Genomic DNA, 24,438 nt, shown 5'->3' with positions numbered 1-24,438 from the left:
TCGATAGCGACTCACTACGTATGGATCTCGCTGACCGACACGTTCTCGTCACGGGGGGTGCCGGCTTCGTCGGCTCCCATCTCGTCGACCGCCTGCTCGCCGACGGCGCGACCGTCACCGTCGTCGATAACCTCTCGTCGGGCTCCCGCGACCGCCTCGCCGACGACGCCGAGTTCGTCGAGGCCGACCTAACCGAGCCCGACGCCCTCGATGGCGTCCTCGACGGCGTTGACCTTGTTTTCCACTTCGCGGCCTCGAAACTCGTCGACACCGACCGCCCACACGGCCAGTTCGAGGACAACACCCAGATGACGCTCAATCTGCTGGAGGCGATGGCCGACGCCGACGTAACGCAGATCGCCTACACCTCGTCGTCGACGGTGTACGGCGAGGCCCCGCGGCCGACCCCCGAGGACTTCGCACCCCTCGAACCGATCAGTGCCTACGGCGCGAGCAAGCTCGCCGACGAGGGGCTGCTCTCGGCGCGCGCTCACAGCCACGACCTCACAGTCTGGAACTTTCGGTTTGCGAACGTCGTCGGCCCCGGCCTGCGCGGGGCCGTGATCCCGGATTTCATCGAAAAGCTCACTGACGACCCCGAGACGCTCACGATTCTCGGCAACGGCCGCCAGGAGAAATCCTATCTCCACATCGGCGACTGCGTTGACGCGATGCTGCACATCGTCGCCAACGCTGACAGCGCGATGAACACCTACAACCTCGGGACGCGAACGACCACCTCCGTCGACCGGATCGCCGCTATCGTCGCCGATGAGATGGGCCTCGATCCCGACTACGAGTACACCGGCGGCGACCGCGGCTGGACGGGCGACGTACCGAAGATGCGGCTCTCGGTCGAGAAACTCGCCGCGCTGGGCTGGGAGGCTGACCTGTCGAGCGACGAGGCCGTCCGGCAGTCGACCCGCGAGCTGATCGACGAACTCTGCTGATCGCGGGCTCATCGCTACCGATCCTGTCGGTACGAGCCACAACGCGTGGCTGCTGTCGAGTTTTAGGTGGGCTTAAATATCTCGCTACAAACGGCCGTGTATGACCAACGGCGACGACCCCGATGACCGCGGCGGCCTGCGAGCCCTGCTGACCCGCCGTAGGCTCACGATCGGCGGCACCGTCCTCGTCGTCGCCGGCCTGCTGTTTGCGTTCCGGGAGGTCGAGTTCGACCGCGTCGTCGGCGAGATGGCGGCGGCCGACCCGTGGCTGCTGGCGGCTGCCGTCGGCGTTTATGCCGCCTCGTGGCCCCTCCGCGGGCGACGCTACGGCGACGTGTTGACGACGACGGGCCACCCGCTCGGCACCGCGTTTCTCACTCTCGCCGTGTTTCTCAGCCAGACGGCGAACCTCGTCGTACCCGCTCGCGGCGGCGACGCGGTACGCGCCTACGTCCTCCGAGCGCGCCGCAACGTGCCGTACCCCGCCGGCTTCGCGTCGCTGGCGGTCGAACGCGGCTTCGATCTCGCCGCGATTGCGGTGCTCGGAGCCGGAGCGACCGCGTGGCTCCTCAGCAGCGGCGACCCGGCCACACTGACGGCCGTCACCGCCGCGGGCGATGCTCGCACCGCGATGTTCGCGGCGACCGGCGTCGCAGCGGCGACGCTCGCCGCTGGGCTTCTCACGCTCGTCGTCGCCAACGCAAACCGCTCGCGCAGCCGTCGCCTCGGTCGGCGGCTCCGCGAAACTGTCGCTGGGCGGCCACGGCTCCAGCGGGTCGTCGCTGCCGGGCTCGATTTCGTCGGCGACATCGCAGTCGTCGCCCGCAACCCGCGAGCTGTCGCCATCGTCGGTGGCGGCAGCCTGCTGATCTGGTCGTTGGATGTCGCCACCGCGGTGCTCGTGCTTGCGGCTCTCGACAGCGGGCTCGCGGTCGGCTCGCTGCTCGCGGTCGGCACGCTCGCCGTCAGCGTCGGCAACCTCGCCAAAGTGTTGCCGCTGTCGCAGGGCGGCGTCGGCCTCTACGAGGCCGCGTTCACCGGGTTGGTCGTCGCGCTGACGCCGTTGGGTGCGAGTCTCGCCTTGGCGGCGGCGGTCGTCGATCACGCGCTAAAAAACGCGGTGACGCTGGTCGGTGGCGGAGTCGCCGTCGCCGTCCTCGGGATCGACCCCTCGACGGCCGCCCGGCGCGGTAGCGACGCTGATGCTGGTGGTGATACTGCCGCAAAAACGACGGCTGCCGACCCGGCAGCGACGACCGCGGCGGAGCCGCCCGTCACCGGCGAGGCCCGGGCAGACGGCAGCGGCGAGGCGACCAGCAGTGCCGACGACTGATTCCGACACATCTTTTAGGATGACCTAAAGACAGGTGAGTACCCAAATGAGCCGAGACATCTGCGTTATCGTGCCGACGATCCGCGAGTACGAGTGCATGCGGTCGTACTTCGACAACGCCCGCCAGCACGGGTTCGACCTCTCGCGGCTGGACGTGATCCTCGTCACCGAGGACTTCTGTGACACCGACGAGATGGAAGCGATGTTAGAGGAGGAAGACGACGTTGCCGGCGAAGTCTTCGACGGCAGCCGCCGCGAGGAGTGGTACGACGCCCACGACGTGAGCGAGTACAGCCACATCGTCCCCGCCGCCAGCCACGCCGAGACCAGCTTTGGGCTCTTGTACATGTGGGCCGGCGACTACGACTACGGCTTCTTCATCGACGACGACACGCTGCCGCACGACGAATGGGACTTCTTCGGCACCCACATGGACAATCTCGGCTTCGAGGGCGAGATCGAGACCGTCTCCTCGGACGAACAGTGGGTGAACGTCCTCTATCAGAACGCCGACGAACACGACCTCTACCCCCGAGGATACCCCTACTCGGCGATGCACGAAACCGTCAGCACCGAGCAGGCTCACGCCGACAACATCGTCGCTTCGCAGGGGCTGTGGACGAACGTTCCCGACCTCGACGCCGTCCGGATTCTGATGGACGGCGACCTGCAGGGACAGGCCCAGACCCGAACCTCGAAGGACGACTTCGACGGCGATTTCGTTGCCGCCGAGGGCAACTACCTCACCGTCTGTTCGATGAACCTCGCCTTCCGGCGTGAGGTGATTCCGGCCTTCTACCAGCTCCCGATGGACGAAAACGAGTGGGACGTGGGCCGCTTTGACGACATCTGGTCGGGCGTCTTCCTCAAGCGCGCCTGTGACATCCTGGGAACCCAGATCTACAACGGCGAGCCGCTGTGTGAACACAATAAAGCCGCACGCAGCACCTTCGACGACCTCAACAACGAGGTGCCGGGACTGGAACTCAACGAACACCTGTGGGAGATTGTCGACGACGTGGGCGAGGAAGCAGCCGCCGCCATCGACCAGTCCGGCGATGCGTTCGGTGCCGACCCCAAGGCCTACGCGGCCGTTTTCGAGGCAATGGCCGACGAACTCGAAGGCGGCGACTGGGAGGAGTACAACAACGGCGAGTTCTTCAACTACGTCGGCGAGTTCATGGGCGACTGGCTGGACTGTCTCGACGCCATCGCCGAGACGACGCCGACGGCGAACCAACGGGTATAAGTTGTTTTAGGTGAACCTAAAAATATGACACGAAACGAAGACGGTTCGACGGACAGCAGCCGGCGGCGGTTCCTTGCCGGTTCAGCAGCGATCGGGGCGGTCGCACTGGCCGGTTGTGCCGGCGATGACGGCACCGACGGCGAGTCAGCTGAGGGCGACGCGAGCGATTCGCCGGTCGGCCAGATCGGCTCCGGCCGGGCTGGGCGACCGGCACCGGGCGGGACGCCGGTCGCCGAGTTACCCGATCTCGAAGGCGAGTTGACGCTGTACTCCGGTCGCAACGAGTTCCTCGTCGGCGAGCTGATCGAGTTCCTCGACGACACCTACCCGGATTTCACGCCGGAGGTTCGCTACGGCGGCAGCAGCGACCTTGTCAACACGATCGACACCGAGGGTAGCGGCTCACCGGCCGACGTGTTCTACTCGGTCAACTCCGGCAGCCTCGCCTCGCTGGCCCAGATGGGCCGCACGCAGGCCCTCTCCGAAGAGATTCAGGACACCGTCTCCGAGGAGTTCCGCACCGACCAGTGGGTCGGCACCTCCGGCCGTGCGCGAACGGTGCCGTTCAACACCAGCGAGTTCAGCGACAGCGACATCCCCGACGACGTGATGACCTTCCCTGACTTCGAGGGCGACCTCGGCTGGGCACCCAGCTACGGCTCCTGTCAGGCGTTCGTGACGGCGATGCGGCTGCTGGAAGGCGAGGAGGCGACACGGGAGTGGCTCAACGGCGTCGTCGACGCCGGGATCACGGCCTACGCCGACGAGTTCCAGGTCTCCCAGGCGGTCGCCAACGGCGAACTCGACGCCGGCTTCGCCAACCACTATTACATCCAGCGCGTGCTGGACGGCTCGCCGGACGCCCCGATCCAGACCGCATTCACCGAGGGCGATGCGGGCTCGATCTTCAACGTCGCCGGCGCGGCCGTCCTCGATACCGCCAGCGACAGCGACCTCGCCCAGAACTTCGTCCGCCACCTGCTGTCGGCGGAGGCTCAAGAGTACTTCGCCGTCGAAACCTTCGAGTACCCGCTGATCCCCGGCGTCGAGCCTATCGGCGACCTGCCGACGATCGACGAACTCGACGTGCCGGAGATCGAGTTCTCGGAACTCGGCGATCTCGAACCGACGATCGACCTGATGCGGGACGTGGGCATCAACGTCTAACGTGGCCGCCGACCCGCGTGACCGGCTGGCGACGCTCGGACGGTGGCTCCGAGAGGCCATCGCACGCGTCGGTCGCGGCGGGTTCGGCGGTCGATGGAATAGAGCAACAGCCAGCTATCTCGCGCTCGGCGCGGGCGCGGGGCTTGCAGTGTTTCTCATCGCCGTCTTCGTCTTCCCGTACCACTCGGTGAACCACGACGAGGGCGTCTACCTCATGCAGGCGTCGATGCTGCTTGAGGGCCAGCTTACGCTGTCGGCCGGCGACCTCGCCGACGTGTTCCGGCCGTGGTTCTTCATCGAGGACGGCGGCGACCTCTACTCGAAGTACAACCCCGTCCCGTCGGCGATGTTCGCGGTCTCGATGGCCCTGTTTAACGAACCGCGGGTGACGCTGGCGGCGATTGCCGCCGGCAACGCCGTTCTCGTAGCGATCCTCGGCTCGATGGTCGCCGACCGCCGGGTCGGGCTGCTGGCCGGCGGGCTCTTTGCGATCTCACCGATGACGCTGTTCACGTCGTCGGTGTTTCTCCCCTACGCGCCGACGACCCTCCTCAATCTCGCGTTCGCGGTCACCTACCTCCACGGCGTCCGCACCGGGTTGCTGCGGGCGGCCGCGGCCGCCGGGATCGCCGTCGGACTCGCCGCGTTCTCCCGACCCTATACGGCGATCCTGTTTGCGGCACCGTTCATCCTCCATGCGGTGTGGACAGTCGCTCGAAGCCTCCGGGGCGACGACCGCTCGCTGATCCGGCAGGTGCGGTTGTTGGCGAGCCGAACCGGCTTTCGGTCGCTGCCGAACGCAGTCCAGCGCAACCTCCTCACCGGCATCGGCGGAAGCGCGTTCGTCGGACTCACGCTGGCCTATAACGCGGTGCTCACCGGCGCGCCCTTCGTGTTCCCGTATCAGGCGTTCGCACCGCTGGACGGCCCCGGGTTCGGCTTCCGTGAAATCCTCGGCCACGAGGTCGTCTACACCCTCGATCTCGCTATCGAGTCGAACCGCTACGCGCTGCAGTTCCTCGGCACGCGATGGTTCGCCGGCGGCGTCATCGGCACACTGGCGGCGGCTGCCGGCCTGCTCGTCGCCGCGCGATGGTGGCGAGCGCGCGACCGCGAGTGGGGGTCGACAACCGGCCTGTTGCTCGCGGGGCTGTTCGTCTCGGTGCCGCTCGGCAACATCCCGTTTTGGGGCACCCACAACATGCTCGCCGAGTTGGACGATCCGGCCAACGGGCTGGTCTCACATTTCGGCCCGTTCTACTACTTCGACCTCCTCGTGCCGTTGTCAATCTTTGCCGCGCTCGGCCTCGTCGCCGGCTGGCGGTGGCTCCGCCACGGGGGTGTTTTCGACCGACTCGTCGCCGCCACGTCGCCGACGACCGCCAAGCGGCTCGTTGTCGCACTCGCCCTCGTCGCCGCGCTCGCGGTCGGGGGCGTGACAGCAGGGACGGCCGCCGAACCGCTGGAGCGCAACACCGCCTACACCGACAAATACGAAACCCTCTATGAGCCGATTGAGTCGGCCGACTTCGACAACGCCCTCGTCTTCATTCCCGATCCCTACGGCCCATGGCAGAACCACCCCTTCCAGTCGCTGCGGAACGATCCCGGCTTCGACGGCGAGGTGGTCTACGCCCGCGACCGCGACCCGGCGGGTAACTTCGAGGTGCTGGGAGCCTACCCGAACCGCTCGGTCTATCGGTTCGCCTACCGCGGCGTATGGACGCCCGAGCCCGATCAGGACGTGTCGCCGAAACTGGAGTCGCTCTCGACGCCGACCGGCGAATCGCTGACCGTCGGGACGCAGGTTGGCGTCGCCGACCGGGTGAGCCGTGCGACCGTCGCCGTCAGAGCCGACGGCGAGCGAGTGACCCGCGGCCTCACGGCCCCCGGCGAGACGATCACGGCGAACTGGACGCTGACCAACGGCACCGCTCGCCTCGATTCGATTGACGGCGAGCCGGTCGCCGCTGGCAACACGTCGGTGCCAATCGACGCGACCGAGGATGTCGGCCTGCGGATCACCTTGGTCGACAGCGGCGGCAACACCTACACCTACCAGCAGTGGACGGCCGTGCAGTCGACGCCAGCGGGCCTACAGGCGTTCGCGCCGCCGGAGCGACGCGTCTGTCGGCTCACGACGGATTGCGATCCGGAGGACGCCTATCTACCCGACGATCCGACGGCGCATCCCGAGTGGGTCGATTTTGAGACGGAGATCGACACTGCCGAGGGATGACTGCCACGCGGATCGACTCTCACTACACGACTGCGAACACAAGTACAGCGATCTGACCGGCTGATCGACTCAGCTGCGGTGGTGCCACCGAGTATTTATACAGCATGCAGGGCTATCTATCACATATGGGATCTGGTGGCACACTCGATGGGCGGACACGCGACCGCCTCCAAGCGGTGCTTGCTGAGCATCCGATACGGCTTGGCGTGTTGTTCGGCTCCCAGGCCACCGGCGCAGCCGGACGCCACAGCGATATCGATGTTGCTGTCGAGTTTCTGCCGTCAGTCGAAGATCAGTTCAAAGCGCGGTTGGAGCTCGGTGTCGATCTCAGCCGCGCGCTCGGCACTGACGATGTCGACGTTATCAACCTGCAGACCGTGCGGCCAGCAGTCGGCTACTCGGCGCTGGATAGCGGGATGGTTCTTGTCGGGGATTCCGAACGGGTTGAAGAGCTTAGAGCGCGGTTCGAACGGAAACGCGATCACTCAACCAGCACGGAGCGTCGTGAACGGTTCGACGACGCACTCGGTCGATTGAATGAACTCGTCTGATGGCTCTCGACGACGAAACCGAATCGAGGATCGTTGAGAAAGTCGAGTACATCGAGGAAGCGGTGACGGTTCTGTCACGGAAGCAATCGCTTAGTTTGTCGGCGTATCTCGCCGACCGAGAACAGCAGGCGATTGTCGAGCGGGAGTTTCAGACCGCCTTAGAGGCGTGTATCGATATCGCCGAGTTACTGCTCAAATCAGTGTCCGGTTCCGTCCCTGAGGCCAACGCTGAAACGTTTGCCAAACTCGGACAGGTCGACATCCTTTCACAGGAGACAACAGCGGCGATGCAGGAAGCAGCTCGCTTTCGGAACGTCCTCGCACATACCTACGGACACGATATCGATACCGAACGAGTCTATCGACACCTGCAATCAGATCTTCACTGGTTTCCGACGTTTCTGACCGAAGTTCGTGCGACGCTGACAGATAACTGAGTGCGCACCCACGTCTTGCACCAACGAAAAGAGTAGCAGTCGATGTCTGAACCGCAACCGCCGTCCTACCGGAACCGTTCTTCGAGACAGACTTTGACGATCGATTTCGCTATCTCCGCGCCGCCCTGAATCGGATCGAGCTTCGTTTCGCCGGCGCGCTCGGCGTAGCTGATCGGCTCCTCGCGGATCTCATAGCCTCGCATGAGCGGCCGGATGAGGAGCTCCGCCGAGAGGCCGGTGTTTTCGGTCCACTCGATTGACTCGATGACCTCCTTTCGATAGGCGCGCATTCCGGTCGTCGTGTCGTGGACGCGCTCGCCCATCAGCACGCTCGCAATCGCCGCAAAGACCTGATTGCCAAACCGATTAAAGCCGGGCATTGCTTCCGCGCCGTAGTAGAGTCGGTCGCCGCTGACAACGTCCGCGCCGTCGTTGATCTCCGCGAGGAATTCGGGCAGCTGCTCCATCGGGTAGGTGTCGTCGCAATCGGTCGTGACGACGACCGGCCGGTCGGCGGCGTGGATTGCCGCGCTGACGGCGACGCCGTAGCCTTGTGGCTCCTGTTCGATGACGCGAGCCCCGTGCTCGCGGGCGATTTCCGGCGTGCGATCCGAGGAGCCGTCGACGCAGACGACCTCGGCTTTGCCGTCGGTAATGCGCTCGATATCGTCGAGGACGGTGCCGATAGCGGCCTCCTCGTTGTAGGTGCCCATCACGACGCTCAGGTCGTCGAACGTGAACTCGCCGGGCTCGGCGGTCGCGTCGTCGTCGACATCGGCGTCGGCATCGACATCGCTGTCGGCGGTTTCGGCTCCGTTCGTTCGTGGCTCGGCCTCTCCCTCGTGCTGCAATCCGTGACTCATTACCCGCCGTTTCGGCCGCTCCGGTTTATAATTTTAGGTTTCCCTAAAGCGGCGGCGTGGCGGCGTCACAACGCTTCATCGACGGTGTCAGCGACCCGGAGCGCGAGGGCGGCGATCGTCAGCGTCGGGTTCATCGCGCCGCTCGTCGGAAACACCGAGCTGGAGGCGATCCAACAGTTGTCGAGGTCGTGGGTGCGACAGTCGGCGTCGACGACGCCGTCGGCCGGATCGTCGCTCATGCGCGTCGTGCCCATGTGGTGGTAGGCCGGGCCGGTGCTGTCGGGGCCGGCCGTCCATTCGATCTCGACGCCGAGTTCTTCGAGAACTGATCGCTGGATCTCGTTTGCGCGTTCGATGGTGCGCAGCGCGCGGTCGCCGACGTTCCAGTGAACATCCGGCACCGGATTACCGTGGTTGTCGGTCGTCGATTCGTCGAGGCCGATGTAGCTGTCCTCGCGGGGGAGCTGTTCGACCAGCCCGCCCATGGCGATGTGGGTGCCGTAGCCGTCCTGCAGCCGCTTTAGCAGGTCGTCGCCCCAGTCGTCGCCGGTGAGGGCCATCTCGACCGGCGACGGGCCGGCGTAGTTGAAGAATTCGAGTTTGAAGGGGGCAAACTCGTCGTCGGCGTCGTCGTAGAACTGGTGGGTTTCGCTGGTGAGAAAGCCGACGTGGTTCTGCCGGGTCGGCTCGTCGAGCGTGCCACCCATCCCGGCGAAGAGGTGATCCATGAAGAACTGCCCGACCCGCCCGCTGGAGTTGGCTAGCCCCTCGGGATACTGCTCGGATTCGGAGAGCAACAGCAGCCGCGGGGTTTCGACGCCGCCGGCGGCGATCACGAAGGTGTCGGCTTCCTGCCGGTGTTCGCCCTCGGGCGTCGCGTAGGTCGCGGCGGTGATCCGGTCGGCGTCGTGTTCGAGCCGCTGGACGGCCGCGCGGTCGATGACGGTCACGCCCTTCTCTTCGGCCGATTCGATATGGACGGTGCCGTCGTATTTCGCACCGGACGGACACACTGGCTGGCAGGTGCCGTAGCCGACACACCCGCTGCGGCCGTCATAGACCTCGGAGTTGCGCGCGTTCGGCACCGGATGCATGGCGATTTCGAGTTCGTCGCAGGCCTCCGCAAACAGACTGTCGCTGTAGGAGGGTTCAAACGCCGGCATGGGCCGGGGTTCCTCGCGTGGCGGCGCGAAGGGGTTGTCGCCGCCGGCGACGCCGATCGCACGCTCGGCAGCGAGGTAGTACGGCCGGAGGTCGCTGTAGTCGATGGGCCAATCAGTACCGACACCCCGCTCACTTGCGCTGTTGAAATCGGCCTCGTGGAGCCGCATCACCATCCCCTGCCAGTGGAGCGTCGAGCCGCCGACGCCGCGAGCGCGGGCATGGTTCAGCGGGTAGAACCACTCCCCGGAGTTCGAGTGAGCGTCGCGTTCGGGATCGCTGTCCCACACGTCAGGGCGACTGTAGGTGGGTCGGATCGCCTTCTCTTGGCGGGCGAGGCGGTCGTCAAAATCGAACCGCGGGCCGGCTTCGAGCACGACGACCTCGTGGCCGGCGTCGGCCAGCCGGTCGGCGACGAGCGCGCCGGCCGGCCCCGCGCCGACGATACACACGTCGGCGTCGTCGACTGGGGTGCGGTCGGTCGCGCCCGCGCTGTTTGCGATATCCTCTGCTGGCGGTCGCCCGCTCACGCCTGCGGCCCCCGTTGGTAGCTGTCGACCCCGCCGGCGTACCCCTGTGGGTTCTCGATACCGACCAACTCGCCGCCGGTCGGTGAGGAATACAGCGCGAGCAACAGCTCGTTGACGACGTAGTACCGCACTTCCTCGGCGGTCGAGCCCTCGCGGCGCGGTTCGGCGGTGTCGGCGGCCATCTCCCGGAGCACTGAATCGCGCGTGTCGGCGTCGAGGGCGGCAAACCGGTCGTCGTACCACGACTCGGCGCGGTCGTTGACGGCGGCGACCGCGTCGGCGACACCGGCAGCGTGGGTTTCGCCGGTCAGCCGGCTGTCGACAAAGGTAGTGACAAAGTCGTCGATTCCGGTGACAGCATCGGGATACAGCACCTCGGCGGCGGCGACCATCGTTTCGCGGATCGCCGCCTCGTCGAGGTCGTCGTCGGATCGGCGACCGTCCTCACTGTTGTGACCGACAGCGACGGCCGCGCCGCCGGCTCCGAGGGCGGCGAGCGCGGCGGCGGCGTCGCGGCGGGTCAGTTTCACGGCGGAGTTAGGCAAACCTAAACCTTATATCCGTTGGAATCCGACCGCCGACAGGCCGGAACCGACACGGTTGTCCCGCCGGAGCGGTTCCGCTCAGCTACCTCTCAACCGATGACCTCACGTCTCGACCGACTCCGTGCCATCGCCGACGGCGACGCCGACCGCCCGGTCGGGCTGATGCTGCTGGCCGGCGCGATCGCGGCGACGCTGTTGGTGCCGCTGACGTGGCTGGTGCTTGAAGCCGTCCGCGTCGAGCCCGGGCGGGCGTGGGAGCTCCTTGCCCGCCCGGCGACGATCGGGATCCTCCGAAACACGCTGCTGTTGGTGGTCGGCGTTACCGTCTTTTCGATCCTGATCGGCGTCCCGCTGGCGTGGCTGACCGTCCAGACCGACCTCCCGTTCCGCCGGTTCTGGTCGATCATCGTCGCCCTCCCGCTTGTCGTCCCGAGCTACATCGGCGCGTTCACGTTCGTCTCGGCGTTCGGCCCGCGCGGTGAGTTTCAGGAGATCCTCCAACCGCTCGGGGTCGAGCGACTGCCGGAAATCTACGGTCTGCCCGGCTCGATTCTGGTGATTACACTCTATACCTATCCGTACGTCTATCTGACAGCCCGCGCCGGGCTGTTATCGTTCGATACGACGCTGCTGGAGGCCGCCCGGACGCTGAACCACGGCCGGTGGCAGGCGTTCCGCCGGGTGACGCTGCCGCACGTCCGGCCGGCGATAGCCGCGGGCGCGTTGCTGTCGGCGTTGTACGCGGTGTCGGATTTCGGGACGCCGGCGATCATGCGGCTGCCCGTCTTTACCCGGCAGATCTTCGTCGAGTTCCAGACGTTCAGTCAGGACTACGCCTCGCTGCTCTCGCTGCAACTGCTGGGGATCGTTCTCGTCGTTCTCGCCATCGAATCCCGATTGCGGGAGGAAACCGGTGGCCACGGTGAGGGCGTCGGCACGGCCGACGAGACACAGCCGATCGAGTTGGGTGTCTGGCGGTGGCCGGCGACCCTGCTGCCGGCGACGGTCGCGGGGGTTGCCCTGCTCGTGCCGCTGTGGATCCTCGGGCTGTGGCTCGTGACCGCCGATTTCACCGCCCGCGATGAGTTGGCTCTCCAACTGTCGACGGTGACGAACTCTGTCGGCATCGCCGCCGCCGCCGCGCTCGTCGCCGTCATCGTCTCGATCCCGGTCGCCTACCTTGCGGCCAGAGACGACTCCATTGCCGCGCGGCTCTTCGAGCGGGCAACGTACGTCGGCTTTGCTGTTCCGGGGATCGTGCTGGGGCTGGCGTTGGTCTTTTTCGCCACCGGGTTCGACGGGCTGGATCTCCCGCTCATCCCGTCGATCTACCAGACGGTGCCGCTGTTGATCTTCGCCTACGTTGTCCGGTTTATGCCGCAGGCGGTCGGCTCGATCCGCACCTCGACGCTGCAGGTCGATCCCCAGCTCGTCGAGGCCGCCCGAACGCTCGGGGAGACGCCACTGCGGGCCTTTCGGACGGTCACGCTGCCGTTGGTCACCCCTGGGATCGTCGCCGGCGGCGCGTTGGTATTTCTGACGACGATGAAGGAGCTGCCGGCGACGCTGATCCTCCGGCCAACAGGGTTTGAAACGCTGGTGACATTGATCTGGCGCGCCCAAGCCAACGCCTTCTATCAGTACGCTGTGGTGCCGTCGCTGTTGCTTCTGGTTGTCTCCGGACTCTCGATGCTCGTGTTGTTGCGCCAGGACCGTTGATCCAGATCGCCGGTACCGATCAGAACCCCCGGAGATCATCGAGGACGGCGGCTGCACTCCCGTCGGCGATCGCGTCGCGGGCGGCGGTAAGCCCCGCATCGAGGGAGTCGACATCCTCGCGGGCGTAGATCCGGAGAGCCGCGTTGAGCGCGATCGCATCCGCGAACTGGTCGTCGCGCTCGCCGGCCACCACCGCTTCGGTGATCGTCGCGGAGTCGGCGGCCACGTCGTCGACGTGGAGATCCTCGCTGTCGAAGTTCATCCCGTAGTCGGCGGTTTCGATCTCGAAATCATCGAACGTGGCTTCGTCATCGCTGTCGCCCGCATTCCATTCAGCAACCTTCGTGAGCCCAGGACGGATATCGTCGTAGCCTTCCATCCCCTGAAACATGAGGACGCGGCCGAGGTCGTGGTGTTCGCTTTCCTGGAATGTCTCGACGATCTTTTTCGCAAAGGCGAGATGGTAAAACGAGCCCAGATGCACGTCGGCGTCGGCGGGGTTGGCCAGCGTCTCGATGGTGTTGACGAAGGTACGGACGCCCATCTGATCGCGGCGATCGAACAGCTCGTCGACGGTGGGGTTGAACGCGGGCTGGTAGTAGAACCCAAACCCGGTCGCATCGACCATCTTGGCAGAGGTCTGGGGGCTCAACTCGGTCGGGACGCCGAGCTCGTCGAGAACGTGTTTGTAGGCGTCCTGTTTCTGTGTCGGGACGCGGTCGCCGGAGTGGACGACGACCGGGGTGCCCGCGGCGGCGGCGACGACGCCCGCGCCGACACCGAGGATCGCCGACCGGCCCTTGCCGTCGTAGTTGGCACCGCAGTCGACGGGATCGCAGTCCGGCGCGGCGGTGTCGACGTGTTCACACATCAGGTCGGTGTAGGCCGCCAGCTCGGTCGGGGTGTTGCGCTTCCAGCGGTTGGACAGCCAGAACGCCCCCAGCGTCGTCGGATCGGGTTCGCCGGCGATGATCCGCTCGAAGGCCTCCAGGGCTTGCTCGCGGGTGAGATCGTCAGCGGATTTGTGCCCGGAGCCACAGACCTCCGTCATCAACCGTTTCAGGGGCCACTCGCCGAACGTCGCCATCTGTTTGGACATACCACCGGTTTGTCTGTCGAATCCAAAAGCTTCCCGCTGTATGCCGCCGAAACCAACACACGAAAGATCCCGCAGCGACAATGTTGGTTCATGAGTGACGATCGCCCTCGTCCGAGCGATGTGGGGGCCGTTGAGGATGCCCCACCGATCGAGGAGAAACCGTACAAGATCATCTTTGAGGCCAACAAATGCTTTGGCGCGGGCAAATGCGCCGAGGCGTCCCGCAACTGGGAGCTTGATCTCGAAACCGGCGTTGCCAACCCCCGAGCGTACTTTCTCGATGAATCCGAACTCGATGAGAACATCCGGGCCGCCGAGCTGTGTCCGGCAAAGAAGGATCGCGGCGTGATTCACATCATCGACCGCGAGCAGGACATCGAGATCGCGCCTGATCCTCACGGCGACGGGACGCTGAGCGTCGACTGGTAACTAATCGAAACCGACTTTTGTGCGATCGGAGAACGGATAGACGCGCGAGGGTGGCTGAGCTAGGCCAAAAGCGGCGGGCTTAAGACCCGCTCCCGTAGGGGTCCGAGGGTTCGAATCCCTTCCCTCGCATCGCGTGCCCGAACGATAGTGAGGGCCGCGTATCGTTCTGGAAGGATTCGAAACAGGGAGCAGCTTCGCTGCGACCGTGGTTCGAATCCCTTCCCTCGCATGAGTGTGGTGGGAGCGACCGTGGTTCGAATCCCGTCTTTCGCAGTTCGAATCCCTCTATCGCCGTTCATACCCAGACGACAGCCATCGGTGTCTGTCGGTTTCGACGCGATAAAAATGGGATTCGGTGGTGTTGTAACCGCGGCCGATTCAGAGCCCCATCAGTTGGAGCAATTGCTGTGACAGGTATCCTGCAACGATGGCTGCGACAAACGCCATCGTGATGTATACTACGAACGTCTCTATCCGTTTCCGACGGTGTGCGTGCGTGCTGAACATGGTTGACCCCGCCTGAACCGTAACTGCACCAGGCGTTATCTGATAATTACCTTCCAGGTATTTAAAATGAGGCGGTGCCAGTGGGGTATCCTGTCGCTCTCTGTTGATCGTGTTGTGAAAAGGCAATACCGCCCACGCGGCAAGAAAAGTCCCGCGTAGGCGAAGTGCCTCAGATTGGTCCCCGCTGACGCTTCGGCCCTCCAAAGCGAAGCGTCACCTGTGGTTAATCGTGGACAATACTTAATGATTCCGGGTTCGGCGAGCACCGCTGTCGCCGACGCCGCCCGAAGAGAGGGCTTTTTTCGCCGCGGCCCCTTCGATATCCCATGTCACCCGCACCTGATGGGCTCGCCCGCGCTGTTGACTCCCACCGCGCGTTTGACTCGGAGTCGGATGCCGAGACAACGTTTGTCTCGACGACGACCGCCTTCGATGGCGTTGTCGATGCCGAGTCAACCGACGACGGCGTCTCGTTCACTGTGACGGTGATCGTCCCGATGCTCAGTACGGTAACCGACGACGACCTCGCGCCGATCGTCGAGGACGGCTGGTATGAGACCTTCGAGCGGCGTGTCACCGACGTTGGGGCGATCTTCCGCATCGAGCGAGAGCTCACGCCAGCTGTCAGCCACGACGGCAGCGAGGCCGTCGTCACCGCCACACTCACCGATCGAAACGTCGAGCGCGGCGTCGACGATGCGGCCGCGCTCATCGATTTTGTCGAGGGTACCTACGTCCAGGGGATCATCCCGGGCTACACCTACACCGACCCGGTCGCGGGGCTGCTCGAACAGGCTCGGGCGGCCGGTGGCAGCAACTGAGCAGACGGGACTGTCGCCTGTCAGGTCATCGCAATGTAGGTCTGGGTGTCCTCGATCCCGTCGATCGAACCGATCCCAGTGGCGACGATATCCTTCACCGCCGCCGGCGAGTCGACCGATAGCGTGGCGATGAAATCCACGTCGCCGGCGACGACATCGGCGCGTTCGATCCCCTCGAAGCTCTCGATGGTCGATTTGACGCGGTCGACCTCGCTTGTGTTTGCCTTGATCAGGACGTAGGCGGTCACCATCGTTAGGCACCTCCCGCCGCGACCGCGGTGGCCGGTTTTTCGCCGACAAGGAGCTGGCGTACCGCTGCCAACTCCGAGAAGTCAGCCAACACGGCGAGTGAGTCGCCCGCCTCAATGGAGTCGTCGGGAAGCGGGATCCCCATCGGCTCGTCGCCTTTGCCGAAGGCGAGGATGCGGGATTCCGAGGGGAGGGCGACCTCGCTGAGCGTGTAGCCGCGGATCGGCGACTCCTCGGTGATCGTGATCCGAAGGATCTGGAGATTTTGGGCAACGTCGGCGATCGCGGTCAGCGACCCCCCGAGAAGCGCGTTTTTCGCGCCGATCGCGCCGAGTCGCTCGGGGTAGACGACCTCGTCGACCTCGTCGGCGTACTGCTGGTAGATGCTCTCGCGGTAGTCCTCGTCGATCCGCATCACCGTCCGGCAGCCGTGGTGTTTCCCGATCAGACAGGCCGCAAAGTTGACGTTTAGATCGCCGGTCAGCGCGCCGACCGCGTCGGCCGCATCGACGCCGGCCGATTCGAGCACCGACTCCCGGGAGCCGTCGCCCTCGATCACGTCGAAGCCGGCCTCGCGGCCGCGCTCGGCGGTCGCCGGATCAGCCTCGATTACCGTTACATCATGGCCTTCCTCACGGAGGACGCGGGCGGTTCGGAGGCCGACACGCCCGGCCCCAATGATAACAAATTCCATGTGGCTGTCTAACACGCTCGGCCCGCATAACTGTATCCCTGACTGCGACAATATCCAGTCTCTGACTGCGACAATATCCAGTCTCTGACTGCGACAATATCCCAGTCGACACCGCAAAGAGTCCGCATCACGTAGTCGGCGTATGCTCGCAGTCATCAACTACGGCGTCTTTTTCGGGCTTGTGGTCGTTCACACGATCCTCGCGGCGGTCATGACGCGGTTTTTCCGGCTCCGATTGGATACACAGGCCGGCTGGATCGGCTACTCGCTTGGGCTGTTGCCGATCGCCTTCTTTCTCTCGACGCTGGTGGTCACCGGCGCGCTCGGGCTGGGGCCGAACCTCGGCTCGCCGCTGGTCGTCTTCGCCATCCTGATCGGCCTGCCGGTCGCCCTCGGGATGACCATCGATCTGCTCTATGTTGCCCAACCGGAGGACGTTGAGCTTCCCCAGCGACAGTAAAATCCGGCCGTCGACGGTCGCCGATGGTCTTACAGGATCGCCGCGAGCTGCTCGCGTACCGCCGTGGCGACCGCCTCGGGTGACTGACTGGCGTCGATCCGCACAAACCGTTCGGGGTCGGCATCGATCAGTCGCTCGTAGTTGTCCCGCACCTGCCGCAGATACGCCGCTCGCTCGAATTTGTTCGTGCCACCGCTCCGCTCGGCGGCGGTTTCGGGATCGATATCGAGGTAGATCGTCAGATCCGGGCGGCGGGTAAAGGGTTCGTGGATCGATCGGACGTAGTCGAGGGGGTCGTCGATCTCGCCGTCGGCCAGTGTTGCCCCCTGATAGGCATACCGGGAGTCGCTGTAGCGATCCGAGATGACAACGTCGCCGTCGGCGAGGGCCGGCCGCACGACACGGGAGAGATGGTCGGCATGGTCGGCGGTGTACAGAAACAGCTCCGCCAGCGGGTCGGCGTCGTCGGCGTTGATCGATCGGTAGACGGCGTCGCCGTACCACGACTCGGTCGGCTCACGGGTGAAGACGGCATCGGGGTACGTCTCCTGGAGGGACTCCCAGACGGTCGTCTTCCCACTACCGTCAAGCCCCTCTAGCGTTACGAGCATACAGGCCACTCCGCGCGCCGACCTATCAACCGTTCGCTCCGCGGCGACGCTCCGGCGGCTGCTCGCCACCTCGGTCACCGCGAGCCACGCGCTACTTTTAGGTCGGTTCGGTGATAAGATACGGTATGGACATCCTAGTCGCCGGCGGAAACGGTTTTATTGGGAGCCACCTCGTCCCCGAACTGCTCGATGCTGACCACGAGGTAACTGTACTAGCCCGCAACCCCGACAGCGACGCACTCCCGGACGGTGTCGAGACTGCTAGCGGCGATATCACCGCTTACGACTCCATCGAATCGTCGGTTGCGGGCCACGACGCCGTCGTCAACCTTGTCGCGCTCTCGCCGCTGTTCAAGCCGAAGGGTGGCGATAAGATGCACGACGAGGTGCATCGCCACGGCACCGAAAACCTCGTGCGGGCCGCCGAGGCCGGCGGCGTCGGCCGCTTCCTCCAGATGAGCGCGCTCGGGGCCGACCCCGACGGCGCGACCGCCTACATCCGCGCGAAAGGCCAGGCCGAGACCCACGTCACCGACTCGGATCTCGACTGGACGATCATCCGACCCTCGGTCGTCTTCGGCGACGGCGGCGAGTTCGTCTCCTTCACAAAGAAGCTCAAGGGGATGTTTGCGCCCGGTGTTCCGATCTATCCGCTGCCCGGCGGCGGCAAAACCCGGTTCCAGCCGATCCATGTTGACGATCTCGTCGGGATGCTGGCCGAAGCACTCACCGACGACGCCCATGTCGGCGAGACCTACGAACTCGGCGGCCCCGACAATCTGACACTCCGGGAGATCACCAACATGGTCTACGAGGCCGAGGAGAAATCGGTCTCGATCGTCTCGGTGCCGATGGCCCTTGCTGGGGTCGGCCTCACGCTCGGCGGGAAGATCCCAGGGTTCCCGATGGGGGCCGATCAGTACCGCTCGCTGCAGTTTGACAACACGACCGCCGACAACGATATCGGTGCCTTCGGTGTCGACGAGGCTGATCTGACGACGCTCGCCGACTATCTGGGCGTGTAACGCCGTTCGTCGCGCGCTTGCAACACAGTAGCCCATGTCAACCCAACAGTCCATGTCAGCCCAGGTATATATACCGGGGTAAATAAGCGAAAATGTGCGTTGACCGACATTATCGATGAAATCCTTACTCGGAACCGAATACTGATAAAATCGGTGTTTTTGAACGGTCTATCCCGCTATTTCCGCTGTGTGTTGGTGTCTCACGACACACAATCGCACGAACTGTGAACGACCGATCCGAGCAGCGCAGCCACAAGCTTTATCACTTTTTTCGTTCTCTATCGTTACTAATGGAGAGGGAGCGTACCACATGAAACTCGCGATGATCGGCTTCGGACAGGCCGGTGGGAAGATCGTTGACAGGTTCCTCCAGTACGACAAGGAGACGGGCTCTAACATCGTCCGGGCGGCCGTCGCGGTCAACTCCGCGAAGGCCGACCTGATGGGGTTAGATCGCATCCCCGAGGATCAGCGCATCTTGATCGGTCAGTCACGGGTCAAAGGCCATGGTGTCGGCGCGGACAACGAACTCGGCGCGGAGATCGCCGAGGAGGATATCGACGAGATCCAGTCGGCGATCGACAGCATCCCGGTACACGAGGTCGACGCCTTCCTCGTCGTCGCCGGGCTCGGCGGCGGCACCGGCTCCGGCGGCGCGCCGGTCATCGCCAAACACCTCAAGCGGATCTACACCGAGCCGGTCTACGGCCTCGGTGTGCTGCCGGGCAGCGACGAGGGTGGGATCTACACGCTCAACGCGGCCCGATCCTTCCAGACGTTCGTCCGCGAGGTCGACAACCTGCTCGTCTTCGACAACGACGCCTGGCGGAAAACCGGCGAATCAGTCCAGGGCGGTTACGCGGAGATCAACAGCGAGATCGTCCGGCGGTTCGGCATCCTCTTTGGTGCCGGCGAGGTCGGTGAAGGCGAGGAGGTCGCCGAAAGCGTCGTCGACTCCTCGGAGATCATCAACACGCTTTCGGGCGGTGGGGTCTCGACGATCGGCTTCGCCGAGGAGGAGGTTGAGGTCTCCTCGTCCGGCGGGCTACTTTCGCGCTTTACCGGCGACGACAGTGCCGAGGAACTCGACACCGCCAACACGACAAACCGGATCACAAGCCTCGTGCGGAAGGCCGCACTCGGGCGACTGACCTTGCCCTGTGAGATCGACGGAGCCGAGCGCGCACTGGTCGTGCTCGCGGGCCCACCGAACTATCTCAACCGGAAAGGGATCGAGCGCGGCCGGAAATGGCTCGAAGAGCAGACCGGCAGCATGGAGGTTCGCGGCGGCGACTACCCGACGAAGGCCACCGGACGAGTCTCCGGTGTCGTTTTGCTGTCGGGCGTGACGAACGTCCCCCGGATCAAGGAGCTCCAGCAGGTCGCCATCGAGGCTCAGGATAATATCAAAGAAATCAATCAGGAAAGCGACGACAATCTCGAAGAGCTTGTCAACGACGACAGCGACGAGCTCGAATCGCTGTTCTGAGCCGTCCTCGCGGCTCCGTTTTCATCACTCCTCTCAGCTATGCGTAGCCTCATCCCATTCGCCGCTGTCGATCCGAAAACACGCCTCGACAGCGTGCTTACCGCTGACGAACGCGCCGCGTTTGCGCGGGTGATGCTGCGCTCCGTGTGTGCGACACTCCACGAAACTGGCTACGAGCCGACGGTGCTTTCGACGGCCTCCCTCGATGACACCGCGCTGCCGGCGTCGACCGCGGTCGTTGTCGACGACCAACCACTGACGGCCGCGGTCAACGATCAACTGGCGGCCACCGAGCCCCCGACGCTGATCGTGATGGCCGACCTCCCGCTGGCAACGCCGGACGCCATCCGCCGATTTATCGCCGCCAGCGACGACGCTGGCAACGACGCTGATATCGCCATCGCACCCGGGCTTGGCGGCGGGACGAACGCGCTCGTCGTTCGGGAGCCGGCGTTTCGGGTCGACTACCACGGCGCGTCGTATCTCGATCACCACGAGATCGCCGCCGATCTCGGCGCGACCGTTGAGACCGTCGACTCCCGCCAGCTCGCAACCGATATCGACGAGCCGAGCGACCTCGCCGAGGTGTTGATCCACGGCGACGGCCCGGCTCGGGAGTGGCTCGTCGAGGCTGGCGTTGAACTCGATACGGGCGATGGCCGGGTCGGGGTTCGGCGGTCGTGAGCGGGGCGGCGGCGGGGCTGACCGCAGCCGAGCGGTTTTTGCGCCCCCCGCCCCGACCCTCGGTATGTTCCCGGCGGCCGACGACTACGACATCGACATCGCGGTCGACGAGTCGGCCGTCGCCGACCTGCTGGCCGTTACGCCGAGTGACGTTGGGCCGCCGACCGAACTCACCTTTTCGAGAAACGTCTTTGTCCCGCTGACGACCGCCTGTCGGTACACCTGTAGCTACTGCACCTACTACGACGTGCCCGGCGAGGCGACGTTGATGTCGCCCGCGGCGATCCGCGATGTCGTCGAAACCGGCGTCGACGCCGGCTGTACGGAGGCGTTGTTTACCTTCGGCGACAAACCCGACGATCGCTACACCGAGATTCACGACCAGCTCGACGAGTGGGGGTACGACTCGATCATCGACTACCTCTCTGCGGCCTGTGAGATCGCTCTCGATGCGGGCCTGCTGCCGCACTCGAATCCCGGCGACATCACCGAATCGGAGTTCCACACCCTCCGCGATGTCAACGCGTCGATGGGCGTCATGCTGGAAACAACAGCCGACGTTGACGCTCACAGCGGCGGCCGCCGGAAGACCCCCGGCCAGCGGCTCAACACGATCCGCGCCGCGGGCCGTGCGGGCGTCCCGTTCACGACGGGCCTGCTCGTCGGCATCGGTGAGACCTGGCGTGATCGCGCCGAGAGCCTGCTTGCGATCCGCGAGCTCCACGAGCGATACGGCCACATCCAGGAGGTGATCGTCCAGAACGTCGTCCCCAACGAGCGATCCGATTTCGACCAGCCCTCCGTCGACACGATGCGCCGGGCGGTGGCGATGGCCCGTGTCGCCCTGCCTGAGGAGATCTCGGTGCAAGTTCCCCCAAATCTCTCGCCGACCGGCGAGCTGATCGACTGCGGCGTCGACGACCTCGGCGGTGTTTCCCCGGTCACCGACGACCACATCAACCCCGACTACGCCTGGCCCGCCTTGGAGGAACTCAACTCGATCGCCGACGACGCTGGCCTCCCGCTGTACGAGCGACTGCCGGTGTACGACCGGTATCTGCCGACGGCGGTTCGGCGTGCCGATGTCGCGCCCGCGACCGATCCCGCCGACACCGACGCGTGGCTGTCGTTGCGGATTCGGGACGCGATAACGGCCGACAGTGATGCCGGGCGTCAGTATCGTGCTGTCGCCGGCCGCACACGGCAGCCGGCTGCATACCCGTGAGTCAGTCGTCGGCAGCCAGCGTCTCCTCGGCCGGTTCGATCATCGGCGTGCCGTCAGCGCGCGGCCCGAGCGTCGGCCCGTAGCTGTCATCGCTGTCGTCGCTGTCGCCGGCAACGCTGATCGGCCGTTTCGTCCGGTAGTCCGTTGAGCGCTCGACGGGCCGGCGGCCGATGGCGGAGATCATCTCAACGTAGTCGCCGACGCTCCGGAACTCGCCGTAGCTCCCGCCGGCGCGTTTGGTGATCTCCTCGGAGAGGATCGTTCCCATGAAGTCGTTCGCGCCGCAGTTCAGGAGTTTGAGCCCCTTCGCGTCGCCGTATTTGACCCACGAGCTCTGGATGTTGTCGATGTTGTCGAAAAAGAGCCGCGAGACCGCGATCATCAGCTCGTCTTCGGCGTCGCTGGCCCCGCCGTCGACGACGCCGTGCTCGTAGAGCGGCGTGTTCTGGTGGACGAATGAGAGGGGAACGAACTCGCGGATGCCGCCGGTGCGATCCTGGAGGTCGCGGACGCGCTTGAGATGCATCGCCCGATGCATGGCGTTGTCGACGTGGCCGTACATGATCGTCGCCGTGGTGTCGAGGCCGGCGGCCATCGCGCCCTCCATCGCCTCGATCCACTCGTCGCTGCTGATCTTGCCGGGACAGACCACGTCGCGGACTTCCTCGACGAGAATCTCGGCGGCCGTGCCGGGTGCGGAATCGAGGCCAGCATCGTGGAGTCGGCGGTAGACCGATTCGTAGCTCCAGTCGGTGCCCCGGCGGGCGTGGTAGGCCTCCTCGGGTGTAATTGAGTGAACGTGAATCCCGTCGACCGACATCGCGTCGATCTGGTCGACGTAGGTGCCGGGATCGGTCTCGTAGACCGCGGGTGGTTTGTAGTTGACCTCGCGGGCTGGCTCGTCGTAGCCCGCGAGGATCTCGTGGTGTTCGTCGTTGAGGGCGAAGGCAGGATGGAGCCCCGAAACCGAGCAGACCTCCGAGATACCAAGATCGAGGGCATCGTCGACGATCCGCCGGGAGTCGGCTGGTGTCTTGGTGAAGCCCGCGTGGTCGGCGTCGTGGTCGGCCTCGAACTGGTGGGCGGTGTCCTTGAAATTACAGAACAGACAGCCGACGTTGCAGGCGGTGGTGACGTTGTTGTTGAGATTAGCAACAAAGGTCACGTCGTCGCCGACCTCCTCGGCCCGTCGGCGGTCGGCGAGTTCGAGGACGCTCTCCTTGCGCTCGTGGTCGATGCCGTCGCGGTCGGTGCCGGTCGTCAGGAGTTCGACGGCGTCGTCGACGGTGAGTCGGTTGCCGTCCCGTGCCTTGGCGAGGGCGTTCTCGAAGGCCTGATCGCTCTCGGCGGTGTGCTCGAAGCTGATGTCGTCGGCGTTGAGATCGGCGGCCGACCGGCGGCTCATTACCGGAGGGTTGGCCGTCGCCAGTAAAAAGCGGTCGGTCGCCGGCGGGGGCCGCCGGTGTCGATCGGTGGTGAGATTGCCGCCACCCCAGCCGCTCGACAGCCGACCGGTAGCACAGGATTACTCGGCCATGAGCGGCTGTTCCGGCTTATTTACACCGGAACGAAGGGTTCAAGTAATCACACGCTAACAGACGGTAGTTCCGGGTACCAATGGATGGTCTCTCAGTCGACTTCGATTCGGATCCGCGGGTGACCGGCGAGTACGTCCGACAGCTCCCGAGCGACGACGGGACGCTGACGCTCGTCGGCGTCGTCCACGATCACCCGGCGAGTAGCTACCGGGTTCGACACGTCATCGAGCGCGTCGATCCCGCTGCCCTCGCATTGGAGTTGCCGCCGATATCGATGCCGCTGTTCGAGCAGTACGCGGCGACCGACCGAACCCCGCCGCGCTTCGGCGGCGAGATGAGCGCGGCGATCCAGGCCGCCGAATCCGAGACCACCGTCGGCATCGACCGACCCACCGGCGGCTTCCTCCGGCGGTTGGGTCGAGCCGTGCTTCGTGAGCGGCCGTCGTGGGAGACAGTACGAAACGTCGTCGACAACGTCATCGAAACGACGGAGCACGCGCTCCGCTGTCGGGCTGCCGCGGCCATCGGGGCCTACACCGCGGTTCGTCTCGATGTCGACACGCCAACGCCTCACGATATCGACCCGACGGCCACCGCCGCCGAGCAGGCCCGCGACGAGCGCGAGCAGGTTCGTCGCTCCCGCTCGTTTATGAGCGCGTTTCGAACCGCGAGCCGCTCGCGGGCTGCCCGTCTTGAGGACGACGCCCGCGAGGCGGCGATGGCGACCCGGCTTGCGGCACTCCGCGGTGACGCGATCGTCGCTGTGGTCGGTATCGATCACCTCGATCCGCTGGTCGAGCGACTTGACGGGAACGACTCGACGGAAGCGACTTGACGGGAGCGACGAGTAACACCGAAACGCG

At 65.1% G+C, this 24,438-nt stretch carries 24 protein-coding genes and 1 tRNA gene; 17 read left to right on the top strand and 8 right to left on the bottom strand.

Annotated features, from left to right (window positions below; all coding sequences use genetic code 11):
* Positions 1–20: 20 nt before the first annotated feature.
* From EWF95_RS08555 to hepT, 7 genes are all read left to right on the top strand, one after another.
* Positions 21–950, top strand: a complete 930-nt coding sequence (locus tag EWF95_RS08555) for an NAD-dependent epimerase/dehydratase family protein (RefSeq protein WP_142443642.1) — start codon at positions 21–23, stop codon at positions 948–950.
* A 100-nt stretch (positions 951–1,050) separates the two neighbouring features.
* Positions 1,051–2,283 (top strand): lysylphosphatidylglycerol synthase transmembrane domain-containing protein, encoded by a 1,233-nt coding sequence (locus EWF95_RS08550; protein ID WP_142443641.1) that lies wholly within the window; start codon positions 1,051–1,053, stop codon positions 2,281–2,283.
* Between the two features lie 46 nt (positions 2,284–2,329).
* Complete coding sequence (locus tag EWF95_RS08545; protein ID WP_142443640.1) at positions 2,330–3,532, top strand: alpha-1 4-glucan-protein synthase; 1,203 nt, start codon at positions 2,330–2,332, stop codon at positions 3,530–3,532.
* Positions 3,533–3,556: 24 nt separating this feature from the next.
* Positions 3,557–4,699, top strand: a complete 1,143-nt coding sequence (locus EWF95_RS08540) for an extracellular solute-binding protein (RefSeq protein WP_142443639.1) — start codon at positions 3,557–3,559, stop codon at positions 4,697–4,699.
* A 1-nt stretch (position 4,700) separates the two neighbouring features.
* Entirely contained in the window at positions 4,701–6,938 is a 2,238-nt protein-coding gene (locus EWF95_RS08535) for a DUF7846 domain-containing protein (protein ID WP_246055664.1), read from the top strand.
* 125 nt (positions 6,939–7,063) lie between these two features.
* Positions 7,064–7,489: a type VII toxin-antitoxin system MntA family adenylyltransferase antitoxin gene (gene mntA, locus EWF95_RS08530; RefSeq protein WP_185911740.1), complete on the top strand. Its 426-nt coding sequence runs from the start codon at positions 7,064–7,066 to the stop codon at positions 7,487–7,489.
* The gene (gene hepT / locus EWF95_RS08525) at positions 7,489–7,926 is read left to right on the top strand and encodes a type VII toxin-antitoxin system HepT family RNase toxin (RefSeq protein WP_142443637.1); all 438 of its coding nucleotides are present in this window, start codon (positions 7,489–7,491) and stop codon (positions 7,924–7,926) included. Before mntA ends, hepT begins: the two co-directional genes overlap by 1 nt.
* Before the next feature lie 65 nt (positions 7,927–7,991).
* Here hepT and EWF95_RS08520 read toward each other — a convergent pair whose 3' ends face one another.
* The 3 genes from EWF95_RS08520 to EWF95_RS08510 form a co-directional block, all read right to left on the bottom strand.
* Complete coding sequence (locus EWF95_RS08520; RefSeq protein WP_246055677.1) at positions 7,992–8,639, bottom strand: dolichyl-phosphate hexose transferase; 648 nt, start codon at positions 8,637–8,639, stop codon at positions 7,992–7,994.
* Positions 8,640–8,854: 215 nt separating this feature from the next.
* The gene (locus EWF95_RS08515) at positions 8,855–10,480 is read right to left on the bottom strand and encodes a GMC family oxidoreductase (protein ID WP_142443635.1); all 1,626 of its coding nucleotides are present in this window, start codon (positions 10,478–10,480) and stop codon (positions 8,855–8,857) included.
* On the bottom strand, positions 10,477–11,010 hold the full coding sequence (locus EWF95_RS08510; RefSeq protein ID WP_142443634.1) for a gluconate 2-dehydrogenase subunit 3 family protein: 534 nt from the start codon (positions 11,008–11,010) through the stop codon (positions 10,477–10,479). Before EWF95_RS08510 ends, EWF95_RS08515 begins: the two co-directional genes overlap by 4 nt.
* Before the next feature lie 111 nt (positions 11,011–11,121).
* On the opposite strand from EWF95_RS08510, the gene EWF95_RS08505 reads away from it, so the two are divergent.
* Complete coding sequence (locus EWF95_RS08505) at positions 11,122–12,744, top strand: ABC transporter permease (protein WP_142443633.1); 1,623 nt, start codon at positions 11,122–11,124, stop codon at positions 12,742–12,744.
* Between the two features lie 19 nt (positions 12,745–12,763).
* Here the strand turns inward: EWF95_RS08505 and EWF95_RS08500 are convergent, their stop codons facing one another.
* Positions 12,764–13,843 (bottom strand): anthranilate phosphoribosyltransferase, encoded by a 1,080-nt coding sequence (locus EWF95_RS08500; RefSeq protein WP_142443632.1) that lies wholly within the window; start codon positions 13,841–13,843, stop codon positions 12,764–12,766.
* 90 nt (positions 13,844–13,933) lie between these two features.
* Between EWF95_RS08500 and EWF95_RS08495 the strand changes: the two genes are divergently transcribed.
* The 3 genes from EWF95_RS08495 (at position 13,934) to EWF95_RS08485 (ending at position 15,600) form a co-directional block, all read left to right on the top strand.
* The gene (locus tag EWF95_RS08495) at positions 13,934–14,272 is read left to right on the top strand and encodes a ferredoxin (protein ID WP_142443631.1); all 339 of its coding nucleotides are present in this window, start codon (positions 13,934–13,936) and stop codon (positions 14,270–14,272) included.
* 44 nt (positions 14,273–14,316) lie between these two features.
* A tRNA-Leu gene (locus EWF95_RS08490) sits at positions 14,317–14,401 on the top strand.
* 704 nt (positions 14,402–15,105) lie between these two features.
* On the top strand, positions 15,106–15,600 hold the full coding sequence (locus tag EWF95_RS08485; RefSeq protein WP_142443630.1) for a DUF5813 family protein: 495 nt from the start codon (positions 15,106–15,108) through the stop codon (positions 15,598–15,600).
* A gap of 20 nt (positions 15,601–15,620) precedes the next feature.
* Here EWF95_RS08485 and EWF95_RS08480 read toward each other — a convergent pair whose 3' ends face one another.
* Positions 15,621–15,851, bottom strand: coding sequence for an Lrp/AsnC family transcriptional regulator (locus EWF95_RS08480; RefSeq protein ID WP_142443629.1), 231 nt, complete (start codon positions 15,849–15,851; stop codon positions 15,621–15,623).
* Positions 15,852–15,853: 2 nt separating this feature from the next.
* Positions 15,854–16,543, bottom strand: a complete 690-nt coding sequence (locus tag EWF95_RS08475; protein WP_142443628.1) for a potassium channel family protein — start codon at positions 16,541–16,543, stop codon at positions 15,854–15,856.
* Between the two features lie 142 nt (positions 16,544–16,685).
* On the opposite strand from EWF95_RS08475, the gene EWF95_RS08470 reads away from it, so the two are divergent.
* Complete coding sequence (locus EWF95_RS08470) at positions 16,686–17,003, top strand: hypothetical protein (RefSeq protein WP_142443627.1); 318 nt, start codon at positions 16,686–16,688, stop codon at positions 17,001–17,003.
* Between the two features lie 29 nt (positions 17,004–17,032).
* Here the strand turns inward: EWF95_RS08470 and tmk are convergent, their stop codons facing one another.
* Positions 17,033–17,614, bottom strand: coding sequence for a dTMP kinase (tmk, locus tag EWF95_RS08465; protein ID WP_142443626.1), 582 nt, complete (start codon positions 17,612–17,614; stop codon positions 17,033–17,035).
* Between the two features lie 125 nt (positions 17,615–17,739).
* On the opposite strand from tmk, the gene EWF95_RS08460 reads away from it, so the two are divergent.
* The 4 genes from EWF95_RS08460 (at position 17,740) to cofG (ending at position 22,037) form a co-directional block, all read left to right on the top strand.
* Positions 17,740–18,639, top strand: coding sequence for a complex I NDUFA9 subunit family protein (locus EWF95_RS08460; RefSeq protein ID WP_142443625.1), 900 nt, complete (start codon positions 17,740–17,742; stop codon positions 18,637–18,639).
* Positions 18,640–18,949: 310 nt separating this feature from the next.
* Positions 18,950–20,128 (top strand): tubulin/FtsZ family protein, encoded by a 1,179-nt coding sequence (locus tag EWF95_RS08455; RefSeq protein ID WP_185911739.1) that lies wholly within the window; start codon positions 18,950–18,952, stop codon positions 20,126–20,128.
* A 39-nt stretch (positions 20,129–20,167) separates the two neighbouring features.
* Positions 20,168–20,812: a 2-phospho-L-lactate guanylyltransferase gene (cofC, locus tag EWF95_RS08450; RefSeq protein ID WP_142443624.1), complete on the top strand. Its 645-nt coding sequence runs from the start codon at positions 20,168–20,170 to the stop codon at positions 20,810–20,812.
* Positions 20,813–20,876: 64 nt separating this feature from the next.
* Positions 20,877–22,037 carry a 7,8-didemethyl-8-hydroxy-5-deazariboflavin synthase subunit CofG gene (gene cofG / locus EWF95_RS08445; RefSeq protein ID WP_142443623.1) on the top strand — a complete coding sequence of 387 codons (1,161 nt, stop codon included), beginning with the start codon at positions 20,877–20,879 and terminating at the stop codon, positions 22,035–22,037.
* A 1-nt stretch (position 22,038) separates the two neighbouring features.
* On the opposite strand, the gene cofH is transcribed toward cofG, so the two are convergent.
* On the bottom strand, positions 22,039–23,442 hold the full coding sequence (gene cofH / locus EWF95_RS08440; RefSeq protein ID WP_142443622.1) for a 7,8-didemethyl-8-hydroxy-5-deazariboflavin synthase subunit CofH: 1,404 nt from the start codon (positions 23,440–23,442) through the stop codon (positions 22,039–22,041).
* Positions 23,443–23,654: 212 nt separating this feature from the next.
* Here cofH and EWF95_RS08435 point away from each other — a divergent pair, with 212 nt between their 5' ends.
* A complete protein-coding gene (locus EWF95_RS08435) occupies positions 23,655–24,410 on the top strand; it encodes a hypothetical protein (RefSeq protein WP_142443621.1) in 756 nt (251 codons plus the stop codon).
* The last annotated feature ends 28 nt before the right edge of the window (positions 24,411–24,438 follow it).

It is taken from the genome of Halonotius roseus, assembly GCF_006861655.1.
GTDB classification, from domain to species: domain Archaea; phylum Halobacteriota; class Halobacteria; order Halobacteriales; family Haloferacaceae; genus Halonotius; species Halonotius roseus.
The sequence above is the reverse complement of the archived record's forward strand: the minus strand, read 5'-3'. Positions and strand labels throughout refer to the sequence as shown.

Bases quoted from the DNA above. Each gene is read 5' to 3' on its own strand.
- EWF95_RS08555 (WP_142443642.1), top strand. From the start codon at position 21: ATGGATCTCGCTGACCGACACGTTCTCGTCACGGGGGGTGCCGGCTTC.
- EWF95_RS08550 (WP_142443641.1), top strand. From the start codon at position 1,051: ATGACCAACGGCGACGACCCCGATGACCGCGGCGGCCTGCGAGCCCTG.
- EWF95_RS08545 (WP_142443640.1), top strand. From the start codon at position 2,330: ATGAGCCGAGACATCTGCGTTATCGTGCCGACGATCCGCGAGTACGAG.
- EWF95_RS08540 (WP_142443639.1), top strand. From the start codon at position 3,557: ATGACACGAAACGAAGACGGTTCGACGGACAGCAGCCGGCGGCGGTTC.
- mntA (WP_185911740.1), top strand. From the start codon at position 7,064: ATGGGATCTGGTGGCACACTCGATGGGCGGACACGCGACCGCCTCCAA.
- hepT (WP_142443637.1), top strand. From the start codon at position 7,489: ATGGCTCTCGACGACGAAACCGAATCGAGGATCGTTGAGAAAGTCGAG.
- EWF95_RS08520 (WP_246055677.1), bottom strand. From the start codon at position 8,639: ATGGGCACCTACAACGAGGAGGCCGCTATCGGCACCGTCCTCGACGAT.
- EWF95_RS08505 (WP_142443633.1), top strand. From the start codon at position 11,122: ATGACCTCACGTCTCGACCGACTCCGTGCCATCGCCGACGGCGACGCC.
- EWF95_RS08500 (WP_142443632.1), bottom strand. From the start codon at position 13,843: ATGTCCAAACAGATGGCGACGTTCGGCGAGTGGCCCCTGAAACGGTTG.
- EWF95_RS08495 (WP_142443631.1), top strand. From the start codon at position 13,934: ATGAGTGACGATCGCCCTCGTCCGAGCGATGTGGGGGCCGTTGAGGAT.
- EWF95_RS08485 (WP_142443630.1), top strand. From the start codon at position 15,106: ATGTCACCCGCACCTGATGGGCTCGCCCGCGCTGTTGACTCCCACCGC.
- EWF95_RS08480 (WP_142443629.1), bottom strand. From the start codon at position 15,851: ATGGTGACCGCCTACGTCCTGATCAAGGCAAACACAAGCGAGGTCGAC.
- EWF95_RS08475 (WP_142443628.1), bottom strand. From the start codon at position 16,543: ATGGAATTTGTTATCATTGGGGCCGGGCGTGTCGGCCTCCGAACCGCC.
- EWF95_RS08470 (WP_142443627.1), top strand. From the start codon at position 16,686: ATGCTCGCAGTCATCAACTACGGCGTCTTTTTCGGGCTTGTGGTCGTT.
- tmk (WP_142443626.1), bottom strand. From the start codon at position 17,614: ATGCTCGTAACGCTAGAGGGGCTTGACGGTAGTGGGAAGACGACCGTC.
- EWF95_RS08460 (WP_142443625.1), top strand. From the start codon at position 17,740: ATGGACATCCTAGTCGCCGGCGGAAACGGTTTTATTGGGAGCCACCTC.
- EWF95_RS08455 (WP_185911739.1), top strand. From the start codon at position 18,950: ATGAAACTCGCGATGATCGGCTTCGGACAGGCCGGTGGGAAGATCGTT.
- cofC (WP_142443624.1), top strand. From the start codon at position 20,168: ATGCGTAGCCTCATCCCATTCGCCGCTGTCGATCCGAAAACACGCCTC.
- cofG (WP_142443623.1), top strand. From the start codon at position 20,877: ATGTTCCCGGCGGCCGACGACTACGACATCGACATCGCGGTCGACGAG.
- cofH (WP_142443622.1), bottom strand. From the start codon at position 23,442: ATGAGCCGCCGGTCGGCCGCCGATCTCAACGCCGACGACATCAGCTTC.
- EWF95_RS08435 (WP_142443621.1), top strand. From the start codon at position 23,655: ATGGATGGTCTCTCAGTCGACTTCGATTCGGATCCGCGGGTGACCGGC.